Origin of the sequence: Pseudomonas sp. Irchel s3b2 (assembly GCF_900187445.1) — a bacterium.
Lineage (GTDB): Bacteria > Pseudomonadota > Gammaproteobacteria > Pseudomonadales > Pseudomonadaceae > Aquipseudomonas.
Genome location: NZ_FYEB01000001.1, coordinates 1,171,143 through 1,191,632, shown reverse-complemented (window position 1 = coordinate 1,191,632; position 20,490 = coordinate 1,171,143). Strand labels below are relative to the sequence as shown.

Sequence of the window (20,490 nt, the reverse complement as noted above, 5' to 3'; positions counted from 1 at the left end):
TGCGTGCTAAGTAACTTTTCAAACCCTGACCGTAGATAACATCCTACGCAAAATAGCGGCGAATCATACGCGCCGACCCGATTAAGGGGAACCTGAAAAGTTCAACTGCGAGAGGTCTATTTTTTCAATTCACGCTGTGAATTTGATACACACATCAGGCTCTTGAAAAAAACATTCAACAAATCCGCGATGCAGCCGATAACGCCTGAAAGCCTTGCGGATTGAAAAAGCCATGCGTAACAACCAGCCCATTACACAACGCGAACGGACCTTCCCGGCTCAGCAACGGTTGATTTCTACTACCGATGCCAAGGGCGTGATTACCTACTGCAACGACGCTTTCGTCGAAATCAGCGGGTTTTCTCGTGAGGAACTGATCCGTGCGCCGCATAACCTGGTTCGTCACCCCGACGTCCCGGCTGCGGTATTCGCGCACATGTGGGGCACTCTGAAACAAGGCTTGCCATGGATGGGCATTGTCAAGAATCGCTGCAAGAACGGTGATCACTATTGGGTTAACGCCTATGTCACACCGGTGTACGACGGCAATCAGGTGATCGGTTACGAGTCGGTGCGGGTGAAACCCACCGCCGAACAGATCCGCCGTGCCGAAGCGCTCTACCAACGCATCAACCAGGGCAAGTCTGCGATTCCTCAAACTGATAAGTGGTTGCCGGTGCTTCAGGACTGGCTGCCGTTCATTCTGGTCAGCCAGTTGAGCTTCATGATCGGTGCCACCCTGACGTCCCAATGGGGCTTCGCCCTCGCGGCTGGCCTCTCGGTGCCGCTGGGCTTGATGGGCTTGAGCTGGCAACAGCGCGGGATCAAGCGTTTGCTGCGCCTGGCCGAGCAGACCACGTCCGACCCGTTGATCGCGCAGATGTACACCGACAGCCGCGGTGCCCAGGCACGCCTGGAGATGTCGATCCTCAGCCAGGAAGCACGCCTGAAAACCTGTTTGACCCGTTTGCAGGACACTGCCGAACACCTCACCGAACAAGCGAAACAGTCCGACACTCTGGCCCACAACAGCTCCACCGGCCTGGAACGTCAACGCGTCGAAACCGAGCAAGTGGCGACCGCTGTGAATCAGATGGCTGCCACCACTCAGGAAGTCGCCAGCCACGTGCAGCGCACCGCTGACGCCACTCAGGAAGCCAATCGCCTGACCGGCCGAGGTCGCGACATCGCCGGGGAAACCCGCGAAGCCATCCAGCGTCTGTCGGTTGTAGTCGGTGAAACCGGCCTGACGGTCACGCAGCTGGCCAAGGACAGCGATGAAATCGGCGGTGTCGTTGACGTGATCAAAGGCATTGCCGACCAGACCAACCTGCTGGCCTTGAACGCCGCGATTGAAGCGGCTCGCGCCGGTGAGATGGGTCGTGGTTTTGCGGTGGTGGCCGACGAAGTACGCCAATTGGCGCAACGCACCAGCGAATCCACCGGGCAGATTCACGCGCTGATCGCCAAGCTACAACAAACCGCCAGCTCGGCGGTGCAGACCATGGAGACTGGCCATCGCCAGGCCGAAGAAGGTGTGGCGCGGGTATTGGAAGCGGATCAGGCGCTGGTGGGCATCAGTGAAGCGGTGGCCAACATCACCGACATGACCACTCAGATCGCTGCCGCGACCGAAGAGCAAAGTGCAGTGGCCGAAGAAATCAGCCGCAATATCAGTAACATTTCACAACTGGCTGACCAGACCTCGGAACAGGCACAGCACTCGGCGTTGTTGAGTGAAGAGCTGACCAAGACCGCGAATACCCAGTATTCGTTGGTGGAGCGGTTTAATCGCTGATCGCTACTTGTAGAACCGAAACCCGGACGGTGAAAACTTCCGGGTTTTTTATTGCCTGGCAGATCGCTTTCGCGGGCAAGCCTCGCTCCTACAGGTCATGCGTCGATCGTGCGGGCACTGATTACCTGTAGGAGCGAGGCTTGCCCGCGAAGGGGCCCTGACTGCCACCGAAAATCTCACCGGAGAAACTCGGACACCTTCCCCGCCGCAGCCGCCAAATGCTGCTCATGGGTATACCCCGAAGCCTTCAAAGGCTTCAAATCATGGTCCGCCGCCTCCAGCCAGAACACCTCGATACTCGGCGCCAACGTGTAAGCCTCGACGGCCGCCCGACTGCCCAACGCATCCCGCTCCCCTTGCACAATCAACGTCCGGGTCTTCAGCGCCGCCAAATGCTCGACCCGCGGCTTCTCCGGTTTGCCCACCGCATAAAACGGATACCCTAGGCACACCAGCGCATCCGCGCCCAACTCATCCGCCAACAAACTCGCCATCCGCCCGCCCATGGACTTGCCGCCAATGGTCAGCCGCCCAGCGACATGGCGTCGCACCACGGCATACACCTCGCGCCAGCATTCCAGCAATTTCGGCGCCGGGTTCGGCGGGCGTTTGCCGCCATCGACACGCCGCTGCGCCATGTACGGAAACTCGAAGCGCAACACGTTGACCCCATGCGCAGCAAGGCGCATAGCCATGTCACTCATCCAGCCACTGTCCATCGGCGCACCGGCCCCATGGGCCAGAATCAACGTCGCCGAGGCCGGCGCTGTGGCGGCATTCCACAACCATCCATGATCCCGCACACACTGCGCCCATTGATCCCCGTCAATACTGGCCTTGTGCTCTTTGTCCATGCTTGCCTCGCTTTTAGTCTGCCTATAACTCCAGGCGAAGGAAGCGTTGCCTTGCGCAAACGCCCTCACTTCGGCTGAACCGTGGATGGGGAACCATGAACACTTCTATCAGTACCGCCTACAACTACAAGGTGGTCCGCCAATTCGCCATTATGACGGTGGTGTGGGGCATCGTCGGCATGGGGCTCGGGGTTTTTCTCGCCGCCCAGTTGGTCTGGCCCGAACTCAACTTCAATCTGCCATGGACCAGCTTCGGCCGGTTGCGCCCGCTGCACACCAACGCGGTGATCTTCGCTTTCGGCGGCTGCGCCCTGTTCGCCAGTTCGTTCTACTCGGTACAACGCACCTGCCAGACTCAGCTGTTCGCGCCGAAAATCGCCGCGTTCTGCTTCTGGGGCTGGCAGCTGGTGATTCTGCTGGCGGCCATCAGCCTGCCACTGGGTTACACCAGTTCCAAGGAATACGCCGAACTGGAATGGCCGATCGACATCCTGATCACCATTGTCTGGGTGGCCTATGCCGTCGTGTTCTTCGGCACGATCATGCAGCGCAAGACCAAGCACATCTATGTCGGCAACTGGTTCTTCGGTGGATTCATCATCACTGTGGCGATCCTGCACATCGTCAACAACCTGGAATTGCCGGTGAGTTTCACCAAGTCTTACTCGGTGTACGCCGGTGCGACCGATGCCATGGTGCAGTGGTGGTACGGACACAACGCCGTAGGCTTTTTCCTCACCGCCGGTTTCCTCGGGATGATGTACTACTTCGTGCCGAAACAGGCCGAGCGTCCGGTGTATTCCTATCGCTTGTCGATCGTGCACTTCTGGGCGCTGATCACTCTGTACATCTGGGCCGGTCCTCACCACTTGCACTACACCGCGCTGCCGGACTGGGCACAGTCGCTGGGCATGGTGATGTCGCTGATCCTGCTGGCGCCGAGTTGGGGCGGGATGATCAACGGCATGATGACGCTCTCGGGCGCGTGGCATAAGTTGCGCAGCGACCCGATCCTGCGTTTCCTCGTGGTCTCGCTGGCGTTCTACGGCATGTCGACCTTCGAAGGGCCGATGATGGCAATCAAAACGGTCAACGCCCTCTCCCACTACACCGACTGGACCATCGGCCACGTTCACGCCGGCGCGCTCGGCTGGGTGGCGATGATTTCCATCGGCGCGCTCTACCACATGATTCCGAAAATCTTCGGTCGCACGCAGATGCACAGCATCGGCCTGATCAACGCGCACTTCTGGCTCGCGACCATCGGTACCGTGCTGTACATCGCCTCCATGTGGGTCAACGGCATTGCCCAGGGCCTGATGTGGCGCGCCGTCAACGAGGACGGCACGCTGACCTATTCCTTCGTCGAAACTCTGGTGGCCAGTCACCCAGGCTTCGTCGTGCGACTGCTGGGTGGCGCGATCTTCCTCAGTGGCATGTTCCTGATGGCTTACAACACCTGGCGCACCGTGCGGGCCTCGCAGCCTGCCGAAGCCGCCGCTGCCGCGCAGATAGCCTGAGGAGTCCGCCATGAAACACGAAACAATCGAGAAAAACGTCGGCCTGCTGTTGTTGCTGATGGTGCTCGCCGTGAGCATCGGCGGCCTGACCCAGATCGTCCCGCTGTTCTTTCAGGACGTGACCAATAAACCGGTGGAAGGCATGAAGCCCTACACCGCGCTGCAACTGGAAGGTCGCGACATCTATATCCGCGAAGGCTGCGTCGGTTGCCATTCGCAGATGATTCGCCCGTTCCGCGCCGAGACCGAACGTTATGGCCACTACTCGGTGGCCGGTGAAAGCGTCTGGGATCACCCGTTCCTTTGGGGCTCGAAACGCACCGGGCCAGACCTGGCGCGCGTGGGCGGTCGCTACTCCGAAGACTGGCACCGCGCGCATTTGTACAACCCGCGCAACGTGGTGCCGGAATCGAAGATGCCGGCCTACCCGTGGCTGGTCGACAACAAGGTCGATAGCAGCCACACCGAAACCAAGATCCGCGCCATGCGCACCCTCGGCGTGCCGTACACCGACGACGACATCGCAGGCTCAGTCGCCTCGCTCCAGGGCAAAACCGAAATGGATGCGCTGGTCGCCTACCTGCAAGTCCTCGGCACTGCCATCAAGAGCAAGAGGTGAGTCATGTTCTTTGAATTGAGCACAGGAATGATCCGCGGCCTGGGCACGGTCGTGGTGTTCGTGGCCTTCGTCGGCCTGACGCTGTGGGTGTTCAACGGCAAGCGCAGCCCGGAATTTGCCGAAGCGCGTCTGCTGCCGTTCGCCGATGAGCCACAACCCGACACTACCCAAGAATCTGCAACAAGGAGTACCCGGCCATGACCACCTTCTGGAGTACGTGGATCTGCGTACTGACCATCGGCAGCCTGATCGGCCTGACCTGGCTGCTGATCGGTACGCGCCGAGGGGAAACCAAGGGCAGCACCGACCAGACCATGGGTCACAGCTTCGACGGCATCGAGGAATACGACAACCCGCTGCCGCAATGGTGGTTCCTGCTGTTCGCCGCAACGTTGGTATTTGCCGTGGGTTATCTCGTGCTTTACCCGGGCCTGGGCAACTGGAAAGGCATCCTGCCCGGTTACGAGAACGGCTGGACCGGTGTCCACGAATGGGAAAAGGAGATGAACAAGGCTGACGCGAAGTTCGGGCCGATCTTCGCCAAATTTGCTGCCATGCCCATCGAAGAAGTAGCCAAGGACCCGCTAGCACTGAAAATGGGCGGCCGCCTGTTTGCATCCAATTGCTCGGTGTGCCACGGCTCGGATGCCAAGGGCGCGTTCGGCTTCCCTAACCTGGCCGACAGCAACTGGCGCTGGGGCGGCGATGCCGAAATGATCAAAACGACCATCATGGGCGGTCGCATGGCCGCAATGCCGGCCTGGGGTGAAATCCTCGGCGACGCCGGCGTGAAGAACGTCGCCGCCTATGTGCGTCATGAACTGGCCGGCCTGCCCTTGCCTGCCGACAGCACAGCCGACCTGAGCGCTGGACAGCAAGCGTTCAGCACCACCTGCGTAGCCTGTCATGGGGCAAACGGCCAAGGCACTGAAGCCATGGGAGCGCCGAATCTGACGCAACCGGCCGGATTTATCTACGGTACAAGCCTGGCGCAACTGCAACAAACCATTCGTCATGGCCGCCAGGGCCATATGCCGGCGCAGAATGAACTGCTCGGCAACGACAAGGTGCAATTGCTGGCCGCTTACGTGTACAGCCTGTCTCAAGGCCTGAGCACCGAGCGTTTACAGGCTGAAGGCAAAAGCGAATAAATCTCGTCCGCTCCACTGCCGCATTCACCCGGATGCGGCAGTTCCCTGCCCCTTTGCGACGCATTGTCGCACCCTCCCCTGGTCTTCCTTTCGGTTCACCGGATTCAGGTCTAAGCTTCCTTGCGATGCGGACTGGCCAGCACCGGTTCCAGGTCGATCCAACCCTATGTGTTTGACGAACGTGCTCGATGACAGGCCGCAAAGGCTGGTAGATACCGGCTGTCGTGGCCATTGCCATCTATTACCCGATCGTTGTGTTTGAACACACCCCGTTACATCCGACCTGACCCCCTCGCCTTTTTCATCCGCTGCGGCATTTTGTCCGAGGGCAATTTTGTCCTTACGCGGCGCATGGAAAGGCCGCAGAATCAGCTTTTGAAAGCATTGACCCAGGTCATGGCGCGTTGCAATGCCCCCCTGCTTTCTCCATACTTGCGACCGATTTTTATCCTAATAAAACACCCAAACCGTGGAACCTTAGAATGAGCACAGCAATCAGTCCGACTGCTTATAACTATAAGGTAGTCCGCCAGTTCGCCATCATGACGGTGGTCTGGGGGATCCTTGGCATGGGGCTCGGTGTCTTCATCGCCTCGCAACTGGTCTGGCCGGAGTTGAACTTCGGTCTGGCATGGACGAGCTTTGGACGCCTGCGCCCGCTGCACACCAACCTGGTGATTTTCGCCTTCGGTGGTTGTGCTCTGTTTGCCACTTCCTATTACGTCGTGCAGCGAACCTGCCAAACGCGACTGATTTCCGACAGCCTCGCGGCCTTCACCTTCTGGGGATGGCAAGCGGTGATCGTCGGCGCGATCATTACCTTGCCAATGGGTTTCACCACCACCAAGGAATACGCGGAACTGGAATGGCCCCTGGCTATTCTGCTGGCCATTGTCTGGGTCACCTACGGTCTGGTGTTCTTCGGCACCATCGTCAAGCGCAAGACCAAACACATCTATGTCGGTAACTGGTTCTACGGTGCCTTCATCGTCGTGACCGCGATGCTCCATATCGTCAACCACATGTCGCTGCCGGTCAGCCTGTTCAAGTCGTACTCCGCCTACTCCGGCGCGACCGACGCGATGATCCAGTGGTGGTACGGCCACAACGCGGTAGGTTTCTTCCTGACCACCGGCTTCCTGGGGATGATGTACTACTTCGTTCCCAAGCAGGCCGAGCGTCCGATCTACTCCTATCGTCTGTCGATCGTGCACTTCTGGGCGTTGATCACCCTGTACATCTGGGCCGGTCCGCACCACCTGCACTACACCGCACTGCCGGACTGGGCTCAGTCCCTGGGCATGGCGATGTCGATCATCCTGCTGGCACCAAGCTGGGGCGGCATGATCAACGGCATGATGACCCTGTCGGGCGCCTGGCATAAACTGCGCACCGACCCGATCCTGCGTTTCCTTGTGGTATCGCTGGCGTTCTACGGCATGTCGACTTTCGAAGGCCCGATGATGGCCATCAAGACCGTCAACTCGCTGTCGCACTACACCGACTGGACCATCGGCCACGTACACGCCGGTGCCTTGGGTTGGGTTGCCATGATCTCGATCGGCGCGATCTACCACATGATCCCGAAACTGTTCGGTCGTGTGCAGATGCACAGCATCGGCCTGATCAACACGCACTTCTGGCTCGCGACCATCGGTACCGTTCTGTACATCGCCTCGATGTGGGTCAACGGCATCACCCAGGGTCTGATGTGGCGTGCAATCAACGACGACGGCACCCTCACCTACTCGTTCGTTGAAGCGCTGCAAGCCAGCCATCCTGGTTTCATCGTTCGCGCCCTGGGCGGTGCGTTCTTCGCCAGCGGCATGCTGTTCATGGCCTACAACGTATGGCGTACCGTACGTGCCTCGAACCCGGCTGAAGCCAAAGCTGCTGAACAGATTGCTGTAGTTGGAGCTCACTGATGAAGCATGAAGCAGTCGAGAAGAATATTGGCCTGCTGGCCTTCTTCATGGTTATCGCCGTCAGCATCGGCGGCCTGACTCAAATCGTTCCGCTGTTTTTCCAGGACGTCACCAACAAGCCGGTCGAGGGCATGAAGCCTCGCACCGCCCTTGAGCTGGAAGGCCGCGACGTGTACATCGCCAACGGTTGTGTCGGCTGCCACTCGCAGATGATCCGCCCGTTCCGTGCTGAAACCGAACGTTACGGCCACTACTCGGTCGCCGGTGAAAGCGTTTGGGATCACCCGTTCCTGTGGGGTTCCAAACGTACCGGCCCGGATCTGGCCCGTGTTGGCGGTCGTTACTCCGATGACTGGCAGCGTGCGCACTTGTACAACCCGCGCAACGTGGTGCCTGAGTCGAAAATGCCGGCCTACCCGTTCCTCGTGGAAAACAAGCTCGACGGCAAAGACACCGCCAAGAAAATGGAAGTCTTGCGCACGCTCGGCGTCCCTTACACCGACGAAGACATCGCCGGCGCCAAGGATGCCGTGAAGGGCAAAACCGAAATGGACGCGCTGGTGGCCTATCTGCAAGGCCTGGGCACCATCATCAAAAGCAAACGGTGATTTAGATGGATATCGGGATGATTCGTGGCCTGGGCACCGTTGTTGTGATGGTGGCCTTCATCGGTCTGGCGCTGTGGGTGTTCAGCCCCAAGCGCAAGTCGGAGTTTGAAGACGCGACCTTGCTGCCTTTTGCGGATGATCCCGAAGCCATCAAGCACGTCGAGCAAGCTTCTAGGAGTAACAAAGAATGACTACGTTCTGGAGTCTGTACGTCACAGTCCTCAGTCTCGGCACCATCTTCGCCCTGACCTGGCTGTTGCTGTCCACCCGCAAGGGCCAGCGCAGCGAAGCCACCGAAGAGACGGTTGGCCACTCCTTCGACGGGATCGAGGAGTACGACAACCCCCTGCCGAAATGGTGGTTCATGCTGTTCGTGGGCACCATCATCTTCGCCCTCGGCTATCTGGTGCTGTACCCAGGCCTGGGTAACTGGAAAGGCCTGTTGCCGGGTTACAACTACCTCGATAACGAGAAGCAGACCGCGTTCGCCAACGGCCAGACCGGCTGGACCGGCGTTCACGAGTGGGAAAAGGAAATGCTCAGGTCGGATACCAGGTTCGGCCCGATCTTCGCCAAGTTCGCTTCCATGCCGATCGAAGAAGTCGCAAAAGACCCGCAAGCCCTGAAGATGGGTGGCCGCCTGTTCGCCTCCAACTGCTCGGTCTGCCACGGTTCCGACGCCAAAGGCGCCTACGGCTTCCCTAACCTGACCGACGCCGACTGGCGCTGGGGTGGCGAGGCAGAAACCATCAAGACCACCATCATGGGCGGTCGTCATGCCGTGATGCCGGCCTGGGCTGAAGTGATCGGCGAACAAGGCGTTGCGGACGTTGCCGCGTTCGTGGTGACCAACCTCGATGGCCGCAAGCTGCCGGAAGGCGCCAAGGCTGACCCGGTTGCCGGCCAGAAACTGTTCGCCGCCAACTGCGTGGCATGCCATGGTCCTGCCGGCAAAGGCACCCCAGCCATGGGTGCTCCTGACCTGACTCACCCGGCGGCGTTCATCTACGGTTCGAGCTTCGCTCAACTGCAGCAGACCATCCGTTACGGCCGTCAGGGCCAGATGCCTGCGCAAGAACAGCTGCAAGGCAACGACAAGGTTCACCTGCTGGCCGCTTACGTCTATAGCCTGTCTCATGGCGAGAAGGCAGCGGACGCTAACGCCCAGTAAGGCAAACGCCTGATGCGACAAAAAACGGCCCCGCCAATGAGAATTGGCGGGGCCGTTTTGTTTTCACACAATCATGTCCGGCCCCTACCGACCAGTGGTAGCGACCCGCCACCTTATGAAGTTGCGATACGAACCACCAAGTAGTAACGTTTCTACAAAGCACTTTCAGGAGGGTCAGCCACGATGGCCATCACCACCATTTCCAGTCGTGAATTCAACCAGGACACAAGTAGTGCCAAAAAAGCCACGCGTCATGGGCCGGTTATCATCACCGATCGTGGCAAGCCTGCTCACGTACTGCTAAGCATTGAGGAGTACCAAAAACTGACTGGCATAAACGCCAACATCGTCGACCTATTGGTGATGCCCGAAGCGGCAGACATCGAATTCGAAACCGAGCGTACCGTCATCACTCATCGACCCGTGGATCTGTCCTGATGTTTCTACTCGACACCAACGTGATTTCTGAACTGCGTAAACCTCAGGCTGACGCGAACGTCGTCGCCTGGGCCAAAAGTGTCATCGCACCACGCCTGTTTATTTCGGCCATTACTTTGAAGGAACTGGAGACAGGGGTTCTTCGAATGGAGCGTCGTGACCCCGTTCAGGGGAAGGTATTGCGCACCTGGCTGAAGCGCCACGTTATACCGGCTTTCGACGCCAGAATCCTGCCGATCGACGCCGCCGTGGCGATTCGCTGTGCCGGCTTGCATGTGCCGGACCGTGCCAATGAAAGCGACGCCCTGATCGCAGCGACTGCATTGGTTCATGGCCTCACAGTGGTCACCCGCAATACCGGCGACTTTCAATCCAGCGGTGTTGCCCTGCTCAATCCATGGGACAAATGAACTCGCCGCACCGACGAAACGGTCCATACTCCACAAGTCAATTGATTCAAGTCATTACACTATCAATTGATTTCCCCCAACGCGACCAAAGGTCGCACCCTTGTACTAGAGCTACAGGCGTATCATTGCGCCACTGCAACACCTCTTTTTGACCGCGGTCGGCACGTACTGACCGGGGCATTTTTCCACTGCCGTGGGATGCAACGATGAGCAATCAGATTCCGGTACACGACGTCACTCCACCTGCCAAGAACGCCAACAACAGCGTCGACCTCTACGCCTCTCGAGAAAAAATCTACACCCGCGCTTTCACCGGCCTGTTCCGTAACCTGCGAATGATCGGCGGTGCCGGGTTGTTTCTGCTGTATTTCGGCACGGTGTGGCTGAACTGGGGTGGTCATCAAGCCGTCTGGTGGAACTTGCCGGAACGTAAATTCTTCATCTTTGGCGCCACCTTCTGGCCCCAGGATTTCATCCTGCTCTCGGGGATTCTGATCATCAGTGCGTTCGGCCTGTTCTTCATTACCGTGTATGCCGGCCGGGTCTGGTGCGGCTACACCTGCCCGCAAAGCGTCTGGACCTGGATCTTCATGTGGTGCGAAAAGGTCACTGAAGGCGACCGCAACCAACGCATCAAGCTCGACAAGATGTCGATGAGCACCAACAAATTCCTGCGCAAATTCAGCAAGCACACGATGTGGCTGCTGATCGGTTTCGTGACCGGCATGACCTTTGTCGGTTATTTCTCACCGATTCGCGAATTGGTGATCGAGTTCTTCACCGGTCAAGCCGATGGCTGGTCATATTTCTGGGTCGGTTTCTTCACCCTCGCCACCTACGGCAACGCCGGTTGGTTGCGCGAGCAGGTGTGCATTTACATGTGCCCGTATGCACGCTTCCAAAGCGTGATGTTCGACAAGGACACGCTGATCGTGTCCTACGACCCGCGCCGTGGCGAAAGCCGTGGCCCGCGCAAGAAAGGCATCGACTACAAGGCTCAGGGCCTGGGCGATTGCATCGACTGCACCATGTGTGTCCAGGTCTGCCCCACCGGTATCGACATCCGCGACGGCCTGCAAATCGAATGCATCGGCTGCGCGGCGTGCATCGACGCCTGCGACAACATCATGGACAAAATGGATTACCCGCGCGGCCTGATCAGCTACACCACCGAGCACAACCTCTCTGGGCAAAAAACCCATAAACTGCGCCCGCGTCTGATCGGTTATGCCTTGGTGTTGCTGGCGATGATCGCGTTGCTGGTGACTGCATTCTTCATGCGCTCGCTGGTCGGTTTCGATGTCAGTAAAGACCGCGTGTTGTACCGTGAGAACGCCGAAGGCCGGATCGAAAACGTCTACAGCCTGAAGATCATGAACAAGGACCAGCGCGACCATACCTATGTGCTGGAAGCCACCGGCCTGCCGGACCTCAAGCTGCAAGGCAAGCGCGAAATAAAGGTCGCCGCCGGAGAGATTTTCAGCCAGCCGGTCGAACTGTCCAGCGCACCGGAACAACTGCCGTCGAGCACCAACGAGGTGAAATTCATCCTCAAGGATGCCGATGACGCCAGCGTTCACGTTGAAGCCAAGAGCCGATTCATCGGCCCACAAATTCGTTGAGAGAAGTCATCATGCCCGCAGCAACTGCCGCAAGTCCCTGGTACAAGCATCTTTGGCCGTGGATCATCATCGCCATCCTGGCCTGCTCGGTGGCCTTGACCCTGTCGATGGTGACCATCGCGGTGAACAATCCGGACAACCTGGTCAACGACAACTATTACGAGGCCGGCAAAGGCATCAACCGTTCGCTGGACCGCGAACTGCTGGCCCAGACCCTGCTGATGCGCGCCAGCGTGCATCTGGATGACGTGACCGGCGAAGTCGACCTGCGCCTGAGCGGCAACAGCCAGCCGAAAACCCTTGAGCTGAACCTTATTTCGCCGACCCAGCCGGAGAAGGATCGCAAGATCACCCTGGCCCGCAGCGAAACCGAACAGGGCCGCTACATTGGCCAGTTGAACGACAAGATTGAAGGTCGCCGCTTTATCGAATTGCTGGGTGTTCAGGATGACAAGATTTGGCGCATGTTCGAAGAAGAACTGGTCAGCCACGACAAGGATCTGCTGCTGGGCGATGAACCGCTGCAGGGTGCAGAAGACCTGAAAAAATAAGCCTTATCCTGATCGTTCCCACGCTCTGCGTGGGAACGCAGCCAGGGACGCTCCGCGTCCCAGCCGAAGCGGACGCGGAGCGTCCGGGGAGGCATTCCCACGCAGAGCGTGGGAACGATCATCGGAACACGCCCCATGACAAGTCCAACCCCCTGCTACCACTGCGCCCTGCCCGTCCCGGCCGGCAGCCGCTTCACAGCCGCTGTCCTCGGGGATACCCGCGAGTTCTGCTGCCCGGGTTGCCAGGCGGTGGCCGAGGCCATCGTGGCCGGCGGGTTGGAAAGCTATTACCAGCATCGCAGCGAAGCTTCGGCCAACCCCGAAGCCTTGCCGGTACAGTTGGTGGACGAGTTGGAGCTCTACGACCGCGCCGATGTGCAACAACCCTTTGTCCGCCACGAAGGCGAACTCGCCGAAACCACTCTGTTGATGGAAGGCATCAGTTGCGCCGCCTGCGGCTGGTTGATCGAGAAACACCTGCGGGCTTTGCCGGCGGTGGCCGAAGCACGCCTGAACCTGTCCAACCATCGCCTGCATGTGCGCTGGGCCGACGCACAATTGCCGTTGAGCCAGGTACTCAGCGAATTGCGCCACATCGGTTACGCCGCCCATCCGTATCAGGCCGACCGCGCCAGCGAACAACTGGCCAGCGAAAACCGCCTGGCCCTGCGTCAACTCGGGGTCGCCGGACTGCTGTGGTTCCAGGCGATGATGGCGACCATGGCCACGTGGCCGGAATTCAACATTGATCTCAGCCCCGAGCTGCACACTATCCTGCGCTGGGTCGCGCTGTTTCTGACCACCCCGATCGTGTTTTACAGCTGCGCGCCGTTCTTCAAGGGCGCGATGCGCGATCTGCGCACCCGTCACCTGACCATGGACGTTTCGGTGTCGCTGGCGATCGGCAGTGCCTATATCGCCGGGATCTGGACCTCGATCACCGGGGTCGGCGAGCTGTATTTCGATGCCGTGGGGATGTTTGCGCTGTTCCTGCTGGCCGGACGTTATCTGGAACGTCGCGCCCGGGAACGCACCGCTGCCGCGACCGCTCAACTGGTCAATCTGTTGCCCGCCTCCTGCCTGCGACTGAGCGCTGATGGCCAGAGCGAGCGGATTCTGCTCAGCGAGTTGCGCGTGGGTGATCAGGTGCTGGTGCACCCCGGTGCGATTTTGCCGGCCGACGGCAAGATCCTCGACGGTCAGTCGAGCATCGACGAATCCCTGCTCACCGGCGAATACCTGCCACGACCTCGAACCCCGGGCGATGCCGTCACCGCCGGGACCTTGAACGTTGAAGGTGCGTTGACCGTGGAAGTCCTGGCGCTGGGTCAGGACACACGCCTGTCAGCCATCGTCCGACTGCTGGATCGCGCCCAGGCCGAGAAGCCGCGACTGGCGGAAATCGCCGACCGCGCCGCGCAATGGTTTTTGCTGTTATCGCTGATCGCCGCCGCCGTCATCGGCCTGGTCTGGTGGGAGCTGGATTCAGCGCGAGCGTTCTGGATTGTTCTGGCGATGCTGGTTGCGACGTGCCCGTGCGCCTTGTCGCTGGCCACGCCAACCGCCCTGACGGCTGCCACCGGAACGCTGCACAAACTGGGGCTTTTGTTGACACGCGGCCATGTGCTGGAAGGCCTGAATCAAATCGACACGGTGATTTTCGACAAGACCGGCACCCTCACCGAAGGTCGCCTGGCCTTGCGTTCGATCCGACCGCTGGGGTCGCTGACCAGCGATCAATGCCTGAGCCTCGCCGCCGCCCTGGAAAACCGCTCCGAACACCCGATTGCCCGGGCTTTTGGCCGCGCGCCGCTAGCCGCCGAGGAAGTTCACAGCATGCCGGGGCTGGGTCTGGAGGGGTTGGTCGGCACACAACGCCTGCGCATTGGCCAACCGGGGTTTGTCTGCGAACTCAGCGGCACTCAATCGCCAGTAATGCCTGATGAGCCCGGCCAATGGCTGCTGCTCGGCGACAGCCAAGGGCCGCTGGCGTGGTTCGTCCTCGACGACCGTTTGCGCGCCGACGCGCCCGCCCTGCTGGCGGCATGCAAGGCTCGCGGCTGGCGTACGCTGCTGCTGTCCGGCGACAGCTCGCCGATGGTCGCCAGCGTCGCTGCCGAATTGGGCATCGACGAGGCCCGTGGCGGTTTGCGTCCGGACGATAAATTGCAGGTGCTGCAACAACTGCACAAGGAAGGTCGCAAGGTGTTGATGCTCGGTGATGGGGTCAACGACGTGCCGGTGCTGGCTGCCGCCGATATCAGCGTGGCAATGGGTTCGGCCACCGATCTGGCGAAAACCAGTGCCGACGCGGTGCTGCTGTCGAACCGGCTCGACGCGCTGGTGCAAGCCTTCAGCCTGGCCCGGCGCACCCGTCGGGTCATCATCGAGAACTTGCTGTGGGCGGCGCTGTACAATGGCCTCATGTTGCCGTTCGCCGCCCTCGGCTGGATCACCCCGGTATGGGCCGCGGTCGGCATGTCGATCAGTTCGTTGATCGTGGTGCTGAATGCCCTGCGCCTGACTCGCCTGCCGAGCGCGCCGGCTGTCGGCACCACGCCAGAAACCCGCCCGCTGCCGGCCTGAGCCGCGCGGGCATGGAGTCCAGATGCCAGCTCTCTACGTGATGATCCCGGCCGCGCTGCTGATCGTGGCCATCGCTATTTATATCTTCTTCTGGGCAGTCGACAGCGGTCAGTACGACGACCTCGACGGCCCGGCCCACAGCATCCTGTTCGACGATCAGGACCCGAACCACAAGGCCGCGGTCGATGAGGTCAGCGGCCAACAGGCCAAACCGGACGACAAGGCGCCGCCCCATGCTTGAGTTGGCGCCACTGTTAGTCTCTGCGCTGATCCTCGGCCTGCTCGGCGGCGGGCATTGTCTGGGCATGTGCGGCGGCTTGATGGGCGCATTGACCCTGGCGATTCCCAAGGAACAGCGCAGCCGACGCTTTCGATTGTTGCTGGCCTACAACCTGGGGCGAATTCTCAGCTACGCCGCGGCCGGCCTGTTGATTGGCCTGGCCGGCTGGGCCGTGGCCAATAGCCCGGCGGCGATGTTCATGCGCATCCTCGCCGGATTGCTGCTGATCGCCATGGGACTGTACCTGGCCGGTTGGTGGAGTGGCCTGACCCGTATCGAAAGCCTCGGCCGTGGCTTGTGGCGGCATATCCAGCCGGTGGCCAACTCACTATTGCCCGTATCGAACCTGCCCCGCGCCCTGCTGCTGGGCGCACTGTGGGGCTGGCTGCCGTGCGGGCTGGTTTACAGCACATTGCTGTGGTCGGCGAGCCAGGGCAATGCGCTGGACAGTGCATTGCTGATGCTGGCATTCGGTCTGGGCACCTGGCCGGTGCTGCTCGCCACTGGGCTTGCCGCCGAGCGAGTCACAGCGTTGTTGCGCAAACGCAGCGTACGCATGACCGGTGGCTTGCTGGTAATGCTATTCGGCATCTGGACCTTGCCGGGGCCGCATCAGCATTGGCTCATGGGGCATTAGATCTGCGGTGCGCCCTTCGCGGGCAAGCCTCGCTCCTACAAGGTTATGCGCAAATCCTGTAGGAGCGAGGCTTGCCCGCGAAGAGGCCCTCACCGACAACACAAATCCCGACCCTTGATGCAAATCAAGATGCCTTTGCGCACTTCTCCCTAGACTCGCCGACACTGCCAGCCTATCCGGGGGAATGCCCGCATGCTCGACGCCATTCGTTGGGACACAGATCTGATCCGCCGTTACGACCTGGCGGGACCGCGCTACACCTCGTACCCGACCGCCGTGCAATTCGACAGCCAGGTCGGCAGCTTCGACCTGTTTCATGCCCTGCGCGACAGCCGTAAAGCCCTGCGTCCGCTGTCGCTGTACGTGCATGTGCCGTTCTGCGCGAACATCTGCTACTACTGCGCCTGCAACAAAGTCATCACCAAGGACCGTGGCCGCGCCCTGCCCTATTTGCAACGCCTGGAACAGGAAGTCCAGCTGATTGCCTGCCACCTCGACCCGACGCAGAAAGTCGAGCAACTGCATTTCGGCGGTGGCACACCAACCTTTCTCAGCCACGACGAACTGCGCCAGCTGATGGCGCAGCTGCGCAAGCATTTCACTTTGCTGGACGACGATTCCGGCGACTACGGCATCGAGATCGACCCTCGTGAGGCCGATTGGTCGACCATGGGCCTGCTCCGGGAACTGGGCTTCAACCGCGTCAGTATCGGCCTGCAAGACCTCGACCCGGTGGTACAACGGGCGGTCAATCGCCTGCAAAGCCTGGAAGAAACCCGTGCGGTGATCGATGCCGCTCGAACCCTGCAATTTCGCTCGATCAACATCGATCTGATCTACGGCTTACCGAAGCAGACGCCCGAGAACTTCGCCCGCACGGTCGACGAAGTCATCAACCTGCAACCGGACCGGCTCTCGGTGTTCAACTATGCCCATCTGCCGGAACGCTTCATGCCGCAACGGCGGATCAACAGCAACGATCTACCGGCTCCGGCGCAAAAGCTGGAAATGCTTCAGCGCACCATCGAACAGCTGACAGCCGCCGGTTACCGCTACATCGGCATGGACCACTTCGCTCTACCCGACGATGAACTGGCGATTGCTCAGGAAGAATCGACCCTGCAACGTAACTTTCAGGGCTACACCACCCACGGTCATTGCGATTTGATCGGTCTGGGGGTATCAGCCATCAGCCAGATCGGCGATTTGTACTGCCAGAACAGCAGCGACCTGAACCAGTACCAGAACGCGCTGGCGTCCGCTCAACTGGCCACCAGCCGTGGCCTGATTTGCAACGCCGATGACCGGCTGAGACGCGCGGTGATTCAGCAACTGATCTGCCATTTCAGCCTGGAATTCGCAACGATCGAACAAACCTTCAATATCGATTTTCGTGGTTATTTCGGCGAGCTTTGGCCTCAGCTGCTGAATATGGCCGAGGATGGACTGATCGAACTGGACAACCAACGAATCTGCGTACTCCCGGCAGGACGACTGCTGGTGCGCTCGGTGTGCATGGTCTTCGATGCGTACCTGGAACACAGCAATCGCCAGCGATTTTCCCGAGTGATTTAGAAGGTGAGGTTAAATTGTCGCAGGCTGGCCCGAATGTCCTCCAGTGGGTTACCCTTACGTCTTATGTGTGTTTTCCCACAAGGATTAAAGAAATGTCCGAGCCAGTAAAACTGCGCGCTCATAGCCAAGCCCATTGCAAGGATTGCAGCTTGGCCCCTCTCTGCCTGCCACTTTCTCTGAATCTGGAAGACATGGATGCGCTGGACGAAATCGTCAAACGTGGTCGCCCGCTGAAAAAAGGCGAGTTCCTCTTTCGCCAGGGCGACACGTTCGATTCCGTTTATGCAGTACGCTCCGGCGCCCTGAAGACATTCAGCCTGAGCGATGTCGGCGAAGAACAACTCACCGGTTTCCATTTGCCGAGTGAACTGGTCGGCCTGTCGGGCATGGACACTGAAAAACACCCGGTCTCGGCGCAAGCCCTGGAAACCACTTCGGTGTGCGAAATCCCTTTCGAACGCCTCGACGAACTGGCCTTGCAACTGCCACAACTGCGCCGTCAGTTGATGCGAGTGATGAGCCGCGAGATTCGCGACGATCAGCAAATGATGTTGCTGCTGTCGAAGAAAACCGCCGACGAGCGCATCGCCACCTTCCTGGTCAACCTGTCGGCACGTTTCCGCGCACGGGGTTTCTCGGCCAACCAGTTCCGGCTGAGCATGTCGCGCAATGAAATCGGCAATTACCTGGGCCTGGCGGTGGAAACCGTGTCCCGGGTGTTCACCCGTTTCCAGCAAAACGAACTGATCGCGGCCGAGGGTAAGGAAATACACATCCTCGACCCGATCCAGCTCTGCGCCCTGGCCGGCGGCTCGCTCGACGGCTGATTCTGGCGATGGCGGCTGAGCGAAACGGTTCAGCCGCCGTTATACTGCGACGTTTGCAGCCCGCCAGGATACTTCGACGATGGTCTTCGACTCCTTCGACATAAAATCCCTGATCCGCCCCGTGATCGACTTCCCCAAGCCGGGCGTGATCTTTCGCGACATCACCCCCTTGTTCCAGTCACCCACGGCCCTGCGCCTGGTGATGGACAGCTTTGCCCATCGTTACGTCGAGGCCGACTTCACCCACGTCGGCGCCATGGATGCCCGGGGCTTCCTGATCGGTTCGATCCTGGCTTATCAGTTGAACAAACCGCTGGTGCTGTTCCGCAAGCAGGGCAAATTGCCGGCCGACGTGCTGGCTGAGGGTTATGCCACCGAGTACGGCGAAGCCTTTCTCGAAGTCCATGCCGACAGTCTGTGTGAGGGTGATGCGGTGGTGATGTTCGATGACCTGATCGCCACTGGCGGCACGCTGATCGCGGCGGCCAACCTGATTCGGCGCATGGGCGCGCGGGTGCATGAAGCGGCAGCGATCATTGACTTGCCGGAGCTGGGTGGTTCGCAGCGGCTGGAAGACATGGGGATTCCGACGTTTTGCCTGACGCAGTTTGCGTTGAGCGATAAATAAGCAGGGTCTGTACTGACGCCATCGCGGGCAAGCCTGCCCGCGAAAGCTTCAGCCGCCACACCGTAGATTAAAGCCCCATCTGCTTACTGATGATCTCGTTCATCACTTCCCGCGTCCCGCCGCCGATCGACAGAATCCGATTATCCCGGTACAGCCGCTCCACCAGGCTCTCGCGCATGTAACCGAGGCCCCCGAGAATCTGCACGGCGTCGTTGGTGATGCGGTCCGCCGTGTCGGTGGCGAAATTCTTGGCCATGGAAATCTCCTTGATCACACTCTGCCCAGCAGCCATTTTCGCCGCCTGACGGTAAGTGAATTCCCGTGATACCTCCAGCATCGTGGCCATTTCCGCCAGTCGATGCTTGAGCACCTGGAACTTGCCGATGGGTTTGCCGAAAGCCTCACGCTGACGAGCCCATTTCAGGCTCTCCTCCAGTGCCAACTGCGCGGTCATGTTGGCCATCAGCGCCAAGGCCAGACGCTCGCTCTGGAAGTTGCCCATGATGCAGGCAAAGCCCCTGTTTTCGGCACCGATCAGATGGCCCGCCGGTACTCGGCAATCATCGAAAAACAGTTCGGCGGTGTCCGACGCCCACCAGCCCATTTTTTTCAACTGACGACCGACGGTGAACCCGGGCGTGCCCTTCTCGATCAGCAACAAACTGATGCCGCCAAACCCAGGTTCGCCGGTACGCACCGCGACGGTGTAGAAATCTGCCCGAATGCCGCTGGTAATGAAGGTTTTGCTGCCGCTGACCCGGTAAAAGTCGCCGTCACGGATGGCGCGGGTTTGCAGGTTGGCGACGTCGGAGCCGCCGCTGGGCTCGGTGACGGCCAGGGCGCTGATCTTCTCGCCCGCCAGCACCTGAGGCACAACGCGATCGCGAACTTCAGGCCTGGCCCACTTGAGAATCTGCGGCAAACCAATGTCCAGCGAGCCCAGCCCCGCGACCAGACCACCGGAACCACAGCGCATCAGCTCTTCACTGGCAGCGATCTTGGCGAACACATCGCCTTCGTGGCTGCCGCCCAAGGCTTCTGGATAACCAATGCCCAAAATCCCCGCCGCGCCGGCCTTCAGGTAGAGCTCACGGGGGAAGCTTTCGGCTTCTTCCCACTGGTCGATGTCCGGAAGAATCTCGCGCTCGACGAAACGTCTGACGCTGTCGCGGACCAATTGGTGGCTGGGGTCGAAGTATTCCTGAAAGGCAGGCATCGGCGAGCTCCACTGAAGGTTCAGCGAAGTTAACCGAGCGCTTGCTTGGTTTTCAATAGAGTTGTGTGAATCAG

At 59.8% G+C, this 20,490-nt stretch carries 21 protein-coding genes; 19 read left to right on the top strand and 2 right to left on the bottom strand.

What is annotated here, in order from left to right; genetic code table 11:
- Positions 1–232: 232 nt before the first annotated feature.
- A complete protein-coding gene (locus CKW20_RS05620) occupies positions 233–1,798 on the top strand; it encodes a PAS domain-containing methyl-accepting chemotaxis protein (RefSeq protein WP_095052011.1) in 1,566 nt (521 codons plus the stop codon).
- A gap of 176 nt (positions 1,799–1,974) precedes the next feature.
- Here CKW20_RS05620 and CKW20_RS05615 read toward each other — a convergent pair whose 3' ends face one another.
- Positions 1,975–2,652 carry an alpha/beta family hydrolase gene (locus CKW20_RS05615; RefSeq protein WP_095052010.1) on the bottom strand — a complete coding sequence of 226 codons (678 nt, stop codon included), beginning with the start codon at positions 2,650–2,652 and terminating at the stop codon, positions 1,975–1,977.
- Between the two features lie 95 nt (positions 2,653–2,747).
- Between CKW20_RS05615 and ccoN (CKW20_RS05610) the strand changes: the two genes are divergently transcribed.
- The 18 genes from ccoN (CKW20_RS05610) (at position 2,748) to CKW20_RS05520 (ending at position 19,200) form a co-directional block, all read left to right on the top strand.
- Entirely contained in the window at positions 2,748–4,172 is a 1,425-nt protein-coding gene (gene ccoN / locus CKW20_RS05610) for a cytochrome-c oxidase, cbb3-type subunit I (protein WP_095052009.1), read from the top strand.
- A gap of 10 nt (positions 4,173–4,182) precedes the next feature.
- Positions 4,183–4,791, top strand: coding sequence for a cytochrome-c oxidase, cbb3-type subunit II (ccoO, locus tag CKW20_RS05605; RefSeq protein WP_095052008.1), 609 nt, complete (start codon positions 4,183–4,185; stop codon positions 4,789–4,791).
- Positions 4,792–4,794: 3 nt separating this feature from the next.
- Positions 4,795–4,992 carry a cbb3-type cytochrome c oxidase subunit 3 gene (locus CKW20_RS05600; protein ID WP_095052007.1) on the top strand — a complete coding sequence of 66 codons (198 nt, stop codon included), beginning with the start codon at positions 4,795–4,797 and terminating at the stop codon, positions 4,990–4,992.
- Positions 4,989–5,942, top strand: a complete 954-nt coding sequence (gene ccoP, locus CKW20_RS05595; protein WP_095052006.1) for a cytochrome-c oxidase, cbb3-type subunit III — start codon at positions 4,989–4,991, stop codon at positions 5,940–5,942. The genes CKW20_RS05600 and ccoP (CKW20_RS05595) overlap by 4 nt, the downstream gene beginning before the upstream one ends.
- 482 nt (positions 5,943–6,424) lie before the next feature.
- Entirely contained in the window at positions 6,425–7,867 is a 1,443-nt protein-coding gene (gene ccoN, locus CKW20_RS05590; RefSeq protein ID WP_095052005.1) for a cytochrome-c oxidase, cbb3-type subunit I, read from the top strand.
- Entirely contained in the window at positions 7,867–8,475 is a 609-nt protein-coding gene (ccoO, locus tag CKW20_RS05585) for a cytochrome-c oxidase, cbb3-type subunit II (protein ID WP_009042961.1), read from the top strand. Before ccoN (CKW20_RS05590) ends, ccoO (CKW20_RS05585) begins: the two co-directional genes overlap by 1 nt.
- 5 nt (positions 8,476–8,480) lie before the next feature.
- Positions 8,481–8,666 (top strand): CcoQ/FixQ family Cbb3-type cytochrome c oxidase assembly chaperone, encoded by a 186-nt coding sequence (locus CKW20_RS05580; protein WP_003175465.1) that lies wholly within the window; start codon positions 8,481–8,483, stop codon positions 8,664–8,666.
- Positions 8,663–9,646, top strand: coding sequence for a cytochrome-c oxidase, cbb3-type subunit III (gene ccoP, locus CKW20_RS05575; RefSeq protein ID WP_095052004.1), 984 nt, complete (start codon positions 8,663–8,665; stop codon positions 9,644–9,646). The genes CKW20_RS05580 and ccoP (CKW20_RS05575) overlap by 4 nt, the downstream gene beginning before the upstream one ends.
- 183 nt (positions 9,647–9,829) lie before the next feature.
- The gene (locus CKW20_RS05570) at positions 9,830–10,084 is read left to right on the top strand and encodes a type II toxin-antitoxin system Phd/YefM family antitoxin (RefSeq protein WP_095052003.1); all 255 of its coding nucleotides are present in this window, start codon (positions 9,830–9,832) and stop codon (positions 10,082–10,084) included.
- Positions 10,084–10,494 (top strand): type II toxin-antitoxin system VapC family toxin, encoded by a 411-nt coding sequence (locus CKW20_RS05565; RefSeq protein WP_095052002.1) that lies wholly within the window; start codon positions 10,084–10,086, stop codon positions 10,492–10,494. Before CKW20_RS05570 ends, CKW20_RS05565 begins: the two co-directional genes overlap by 1 nt.
- A 206-nt stretch (positions 10,495–10,700) precedes the next feature.
- Positions 10,701–12,116: a cytochrome c oxidase accessory protein CcoG gene (gene ccoG, locus CKW20_RS05560; RefSeq protein WP_095052001.1), complete on the top strand. Its 1,416-nt coding sequence runs from the start codon at positions 10,701–10,703 to the stop codon at positions 12,114–12,116.
- Between the two features lie 11 nt (positions 12,117–12,127).
- The gene (locus CKW20_RS05555) at positions 12,128–12,667 is read left to right on the top strand and encodes a FixH family protein (protein WP_095052000.1); all 540 of its coding nucleotides are present in this window, start codon (positions 12,128–12,130) and stop codon (positions 12,665–12,667) included.
- 135 nt (positions 12,668–12,802) lie between these two features.
- Positions 12,803–15,253, top strand: a complete 2,451-nt coding sequence (locus CKW20_RS05545; RefSeq protein ID WP_095051998.1) for a heavy metal translocating P-type ATPase — start codon at positions 12,803–12,805, stop codon at positions 15,251–15,253.
- Positions 15,254–15,275: 22 nt separating this feature from the next.
- Entirely contained in the window at positions 15,276–15,494 is a 219-nt protein-coding gene (ccoS, locus tag CKW20_RS05540) for a cbb3-type cytochrome oxidase assembly protein CcoS (protein ID WP_095051997.1), read from the top strand.
- Positions 15,487–16,170, top strand: coding sequence for a sulfite exporter TauE/SafE family protein (locus CKW20_RS05535; RefSeq protein WP_095051996.1), 684 nt, complete (start codon positions 15,487–15,489; stop codon positions 16,168–16,170). Before ccoS ends, CKW20_RS05535 begins: the two co-directional genes overlap by 8 nt.
- A 192-nt stretch (positions 16,171–16,362) precedes the next feature.
- On the top strand, positions 16,363–17,745 hold the full coding sequence (hemN, locus tag CKW20_RS05530) for an oxygen-independent coproporphyrinogen III oxidase (RefSeq protein ID WP_095051995.1): 1,383 nt from the start codon (positions 16,363–16,365) through the stop codon (positions 17,743–17,745).
- A 92-nt stretch (positions 17,746–17,837) separates the two neighbouring features.
- The gene (gene fnr, locus CKW20_RS05525; protein ID WP_095051994.1) at positions 17,838–18,572 is read left to right on the top strand and encodes a fumarate/nitrate reduction transcriptional regulator Fnr; all 735 of its coding nucleotides are present in this window, start codon (positions 17,838–17,840) and stop codon (positions 18,570–18,572) included.
- A 79-nt stretch (positions 18,573–18,651) separates the two neighbouring features.
- Positions 18,652–19,200, top strand: coding sequence for an adenine phosphoribosyltransferase (locus tag CKW20_RS05520; protein ID WP_095051993.1), 549 nt, complete (start codon positions 18,652–18,654; stop codon positions 19,198–19,200).
- 67 nt (positions 19,201–19,267) lie between these two features.
- On the opposite strand, the gene CKW20_RS05515 is transcribed toward CKW20_RS05520, so the two are convergent.
- Positions 19,268–20,416, bottom strand: coding sequence for an acyl-CoA dehydrogenase family protein (locus CKW20_RS05515; protein WP_095051992.1), 1,149 nt, complete (start codon positions 20,414–20,416; stop codon positions 19,268–19,270).
- Between the last annotated feature and the right edge of the window lie 74 nt (positions 20,417–20,490).

What these genes read in the sequence shown, in the direction of transcription:
- CKW20_RS05580 (WP_003175465.1), top strand. Translation starts at nt 8,481, where the DNA reads ATGGATATCGGGATGATTCGTGGCCTGGGCACCGTTGTTGTGATGGTG.
- CKW20_RS05520 (WP_095051993.1), top strand. Translation starts at nt 18,652, where the DNA reads ATGGTCTTCGACTCCTTCGACATAAAATCCCTGATCCGCCCCGTGATC.
- hemN (WP_095051995.1), top strand. Translation starts at nt 16,363, where the DNA reads ATGCTCGACGCCATTCGTTGGGACACAGATCTGATCCGCCGTTACGAC.
- CKW20_RS05555 (WP_095052000.1), top strand. Translation starts at nt 12,128, where the DNA reads ATGCCCGCAGCAACTGCCGCAAGTCCCTGGTACAAGCATCTTTGGCCG.
- CKW20_RS05545 (WP_095051998.1), top strand. Translation starts at nt 12,803, where the DNA reads ATGACAAGTCCAACCCCCTGCTACCACTGCGCCCTGCCCGTCCCGGCC.
- CKW20_RS05565 (WP_095052002.1), top strand. Translation starts at nt 10,084, where the DNA reads ATGTTTCTACTCGACACCAACGTGATTTCTGAACTGCGTAAACCTCAG.
- ccoO (WP_009042961.1), top strand. Translation starts at nt 7,867, where the DNA reads ATGAAGCATGAAGCAGTCGAGAAGAATATTGGCCTGCTGGCCTTCTTC.
- ccoN (WP_095052005.1), top strand. Translation starts at nt 6,425, where the DNA reads ATGAGCACAGCAATCAGTCCGACTGCTTATAACTATAAGGTAGTCCGC.
- CKW20_RS05515 (WP_095051992.1), bottom strand. Translation starts at nt 20,416, where the DNA reads ATGCCTGCCTTTCAGGAATACTTCGACCCCAGCCACCAATTGGTCCGC.
- ccoP (WP_095052006.1), top strand. Translation starts at nt 4,989, where the DNA reads ATGACCACCTTCTGGAGTACGTGGATCTGCGTACTGACCATCGGCAGC.
- ccoS (WP_095051997.1), top strand. Translation starts at nt 15,276, where the DNA reads ATGCCAGCTCTCTACGTGATGATCCCGGCCGCGCTGCTGATCGTGGCC.
- ccoN (WP_095052009.1), top strand. Translation starts at nt 2,748, where the DNA reads ATGAACACTTCTATCAGTACCGCCTACAACTACAAGGTGGTCCGCCAA.
- CKW20_RS05620 (WP_095052011.1), top strand. Translation starts at nt 233, where the DNA reads ATGCGTAACAACCAGCCCATTACACAACGCGAACGGACCTTCCCGGCT.
- ccoO (WP_095052008.1), top strand. Translation starts at nt 4,183, where the DNA reads ATGAAACACGAAACAATCGAGAAAAACGTCGGCCTGCTGTTGTTGCTG.
- CKW20_RS05535 (WP_095051996.1), top strand. Translation starts at nt 15,487, where the DNA reads ATGCTTGAGTTGGCGCCACTGTTAGTCTCTGCGCTGATCCTCGGCCTG.
- ccoG (WP_095052001.1), top strand. Translation starts at nt 10,701, where the DNA reads ATGAGCAATCAGATTCCGGTACACGACGTCACTCCACCTGCCAAGAAC.
- ccoP (WP_095052004.1), top strand. Translation starts at nt 8,663, where the DNA reads ATGACTACGTTCTGGAGTCTGTACGTCACAGTCCTCAGTCTCGGCACC.
- fnr (WP_095051994.1), top strand. Translation starts at nt 17,838, where the DNA reads ATGTCCGAGCCAGTAAAACTGCGCGCTCATAGCCAAGCCCATTGCAAG.
- CKW20_RS05570 (WP_095052003.1), top strand. Translation starts at nt 9,830, where the DNA reads ATGGCCATCACCACCATTTCCAGTCGTGAATTCAACCAGGACACAAGT.
- CKW20_RS05600 (WP_095052007.1), top strand. Translation starts at nt 4,795, where the DNA reads ATGTTCTTTGAATTGAGCACAGGAATGATCCGCGGCCTGGGCACGGTC.
- CKW20_RS05615 (WP_095052010.1), bottom strand. Translation starts at nt 2,652, where the DNA reads ATGGACAAAGAGCACAAGGCCAGTATTGACGGGGATCAATGGGCGCAG.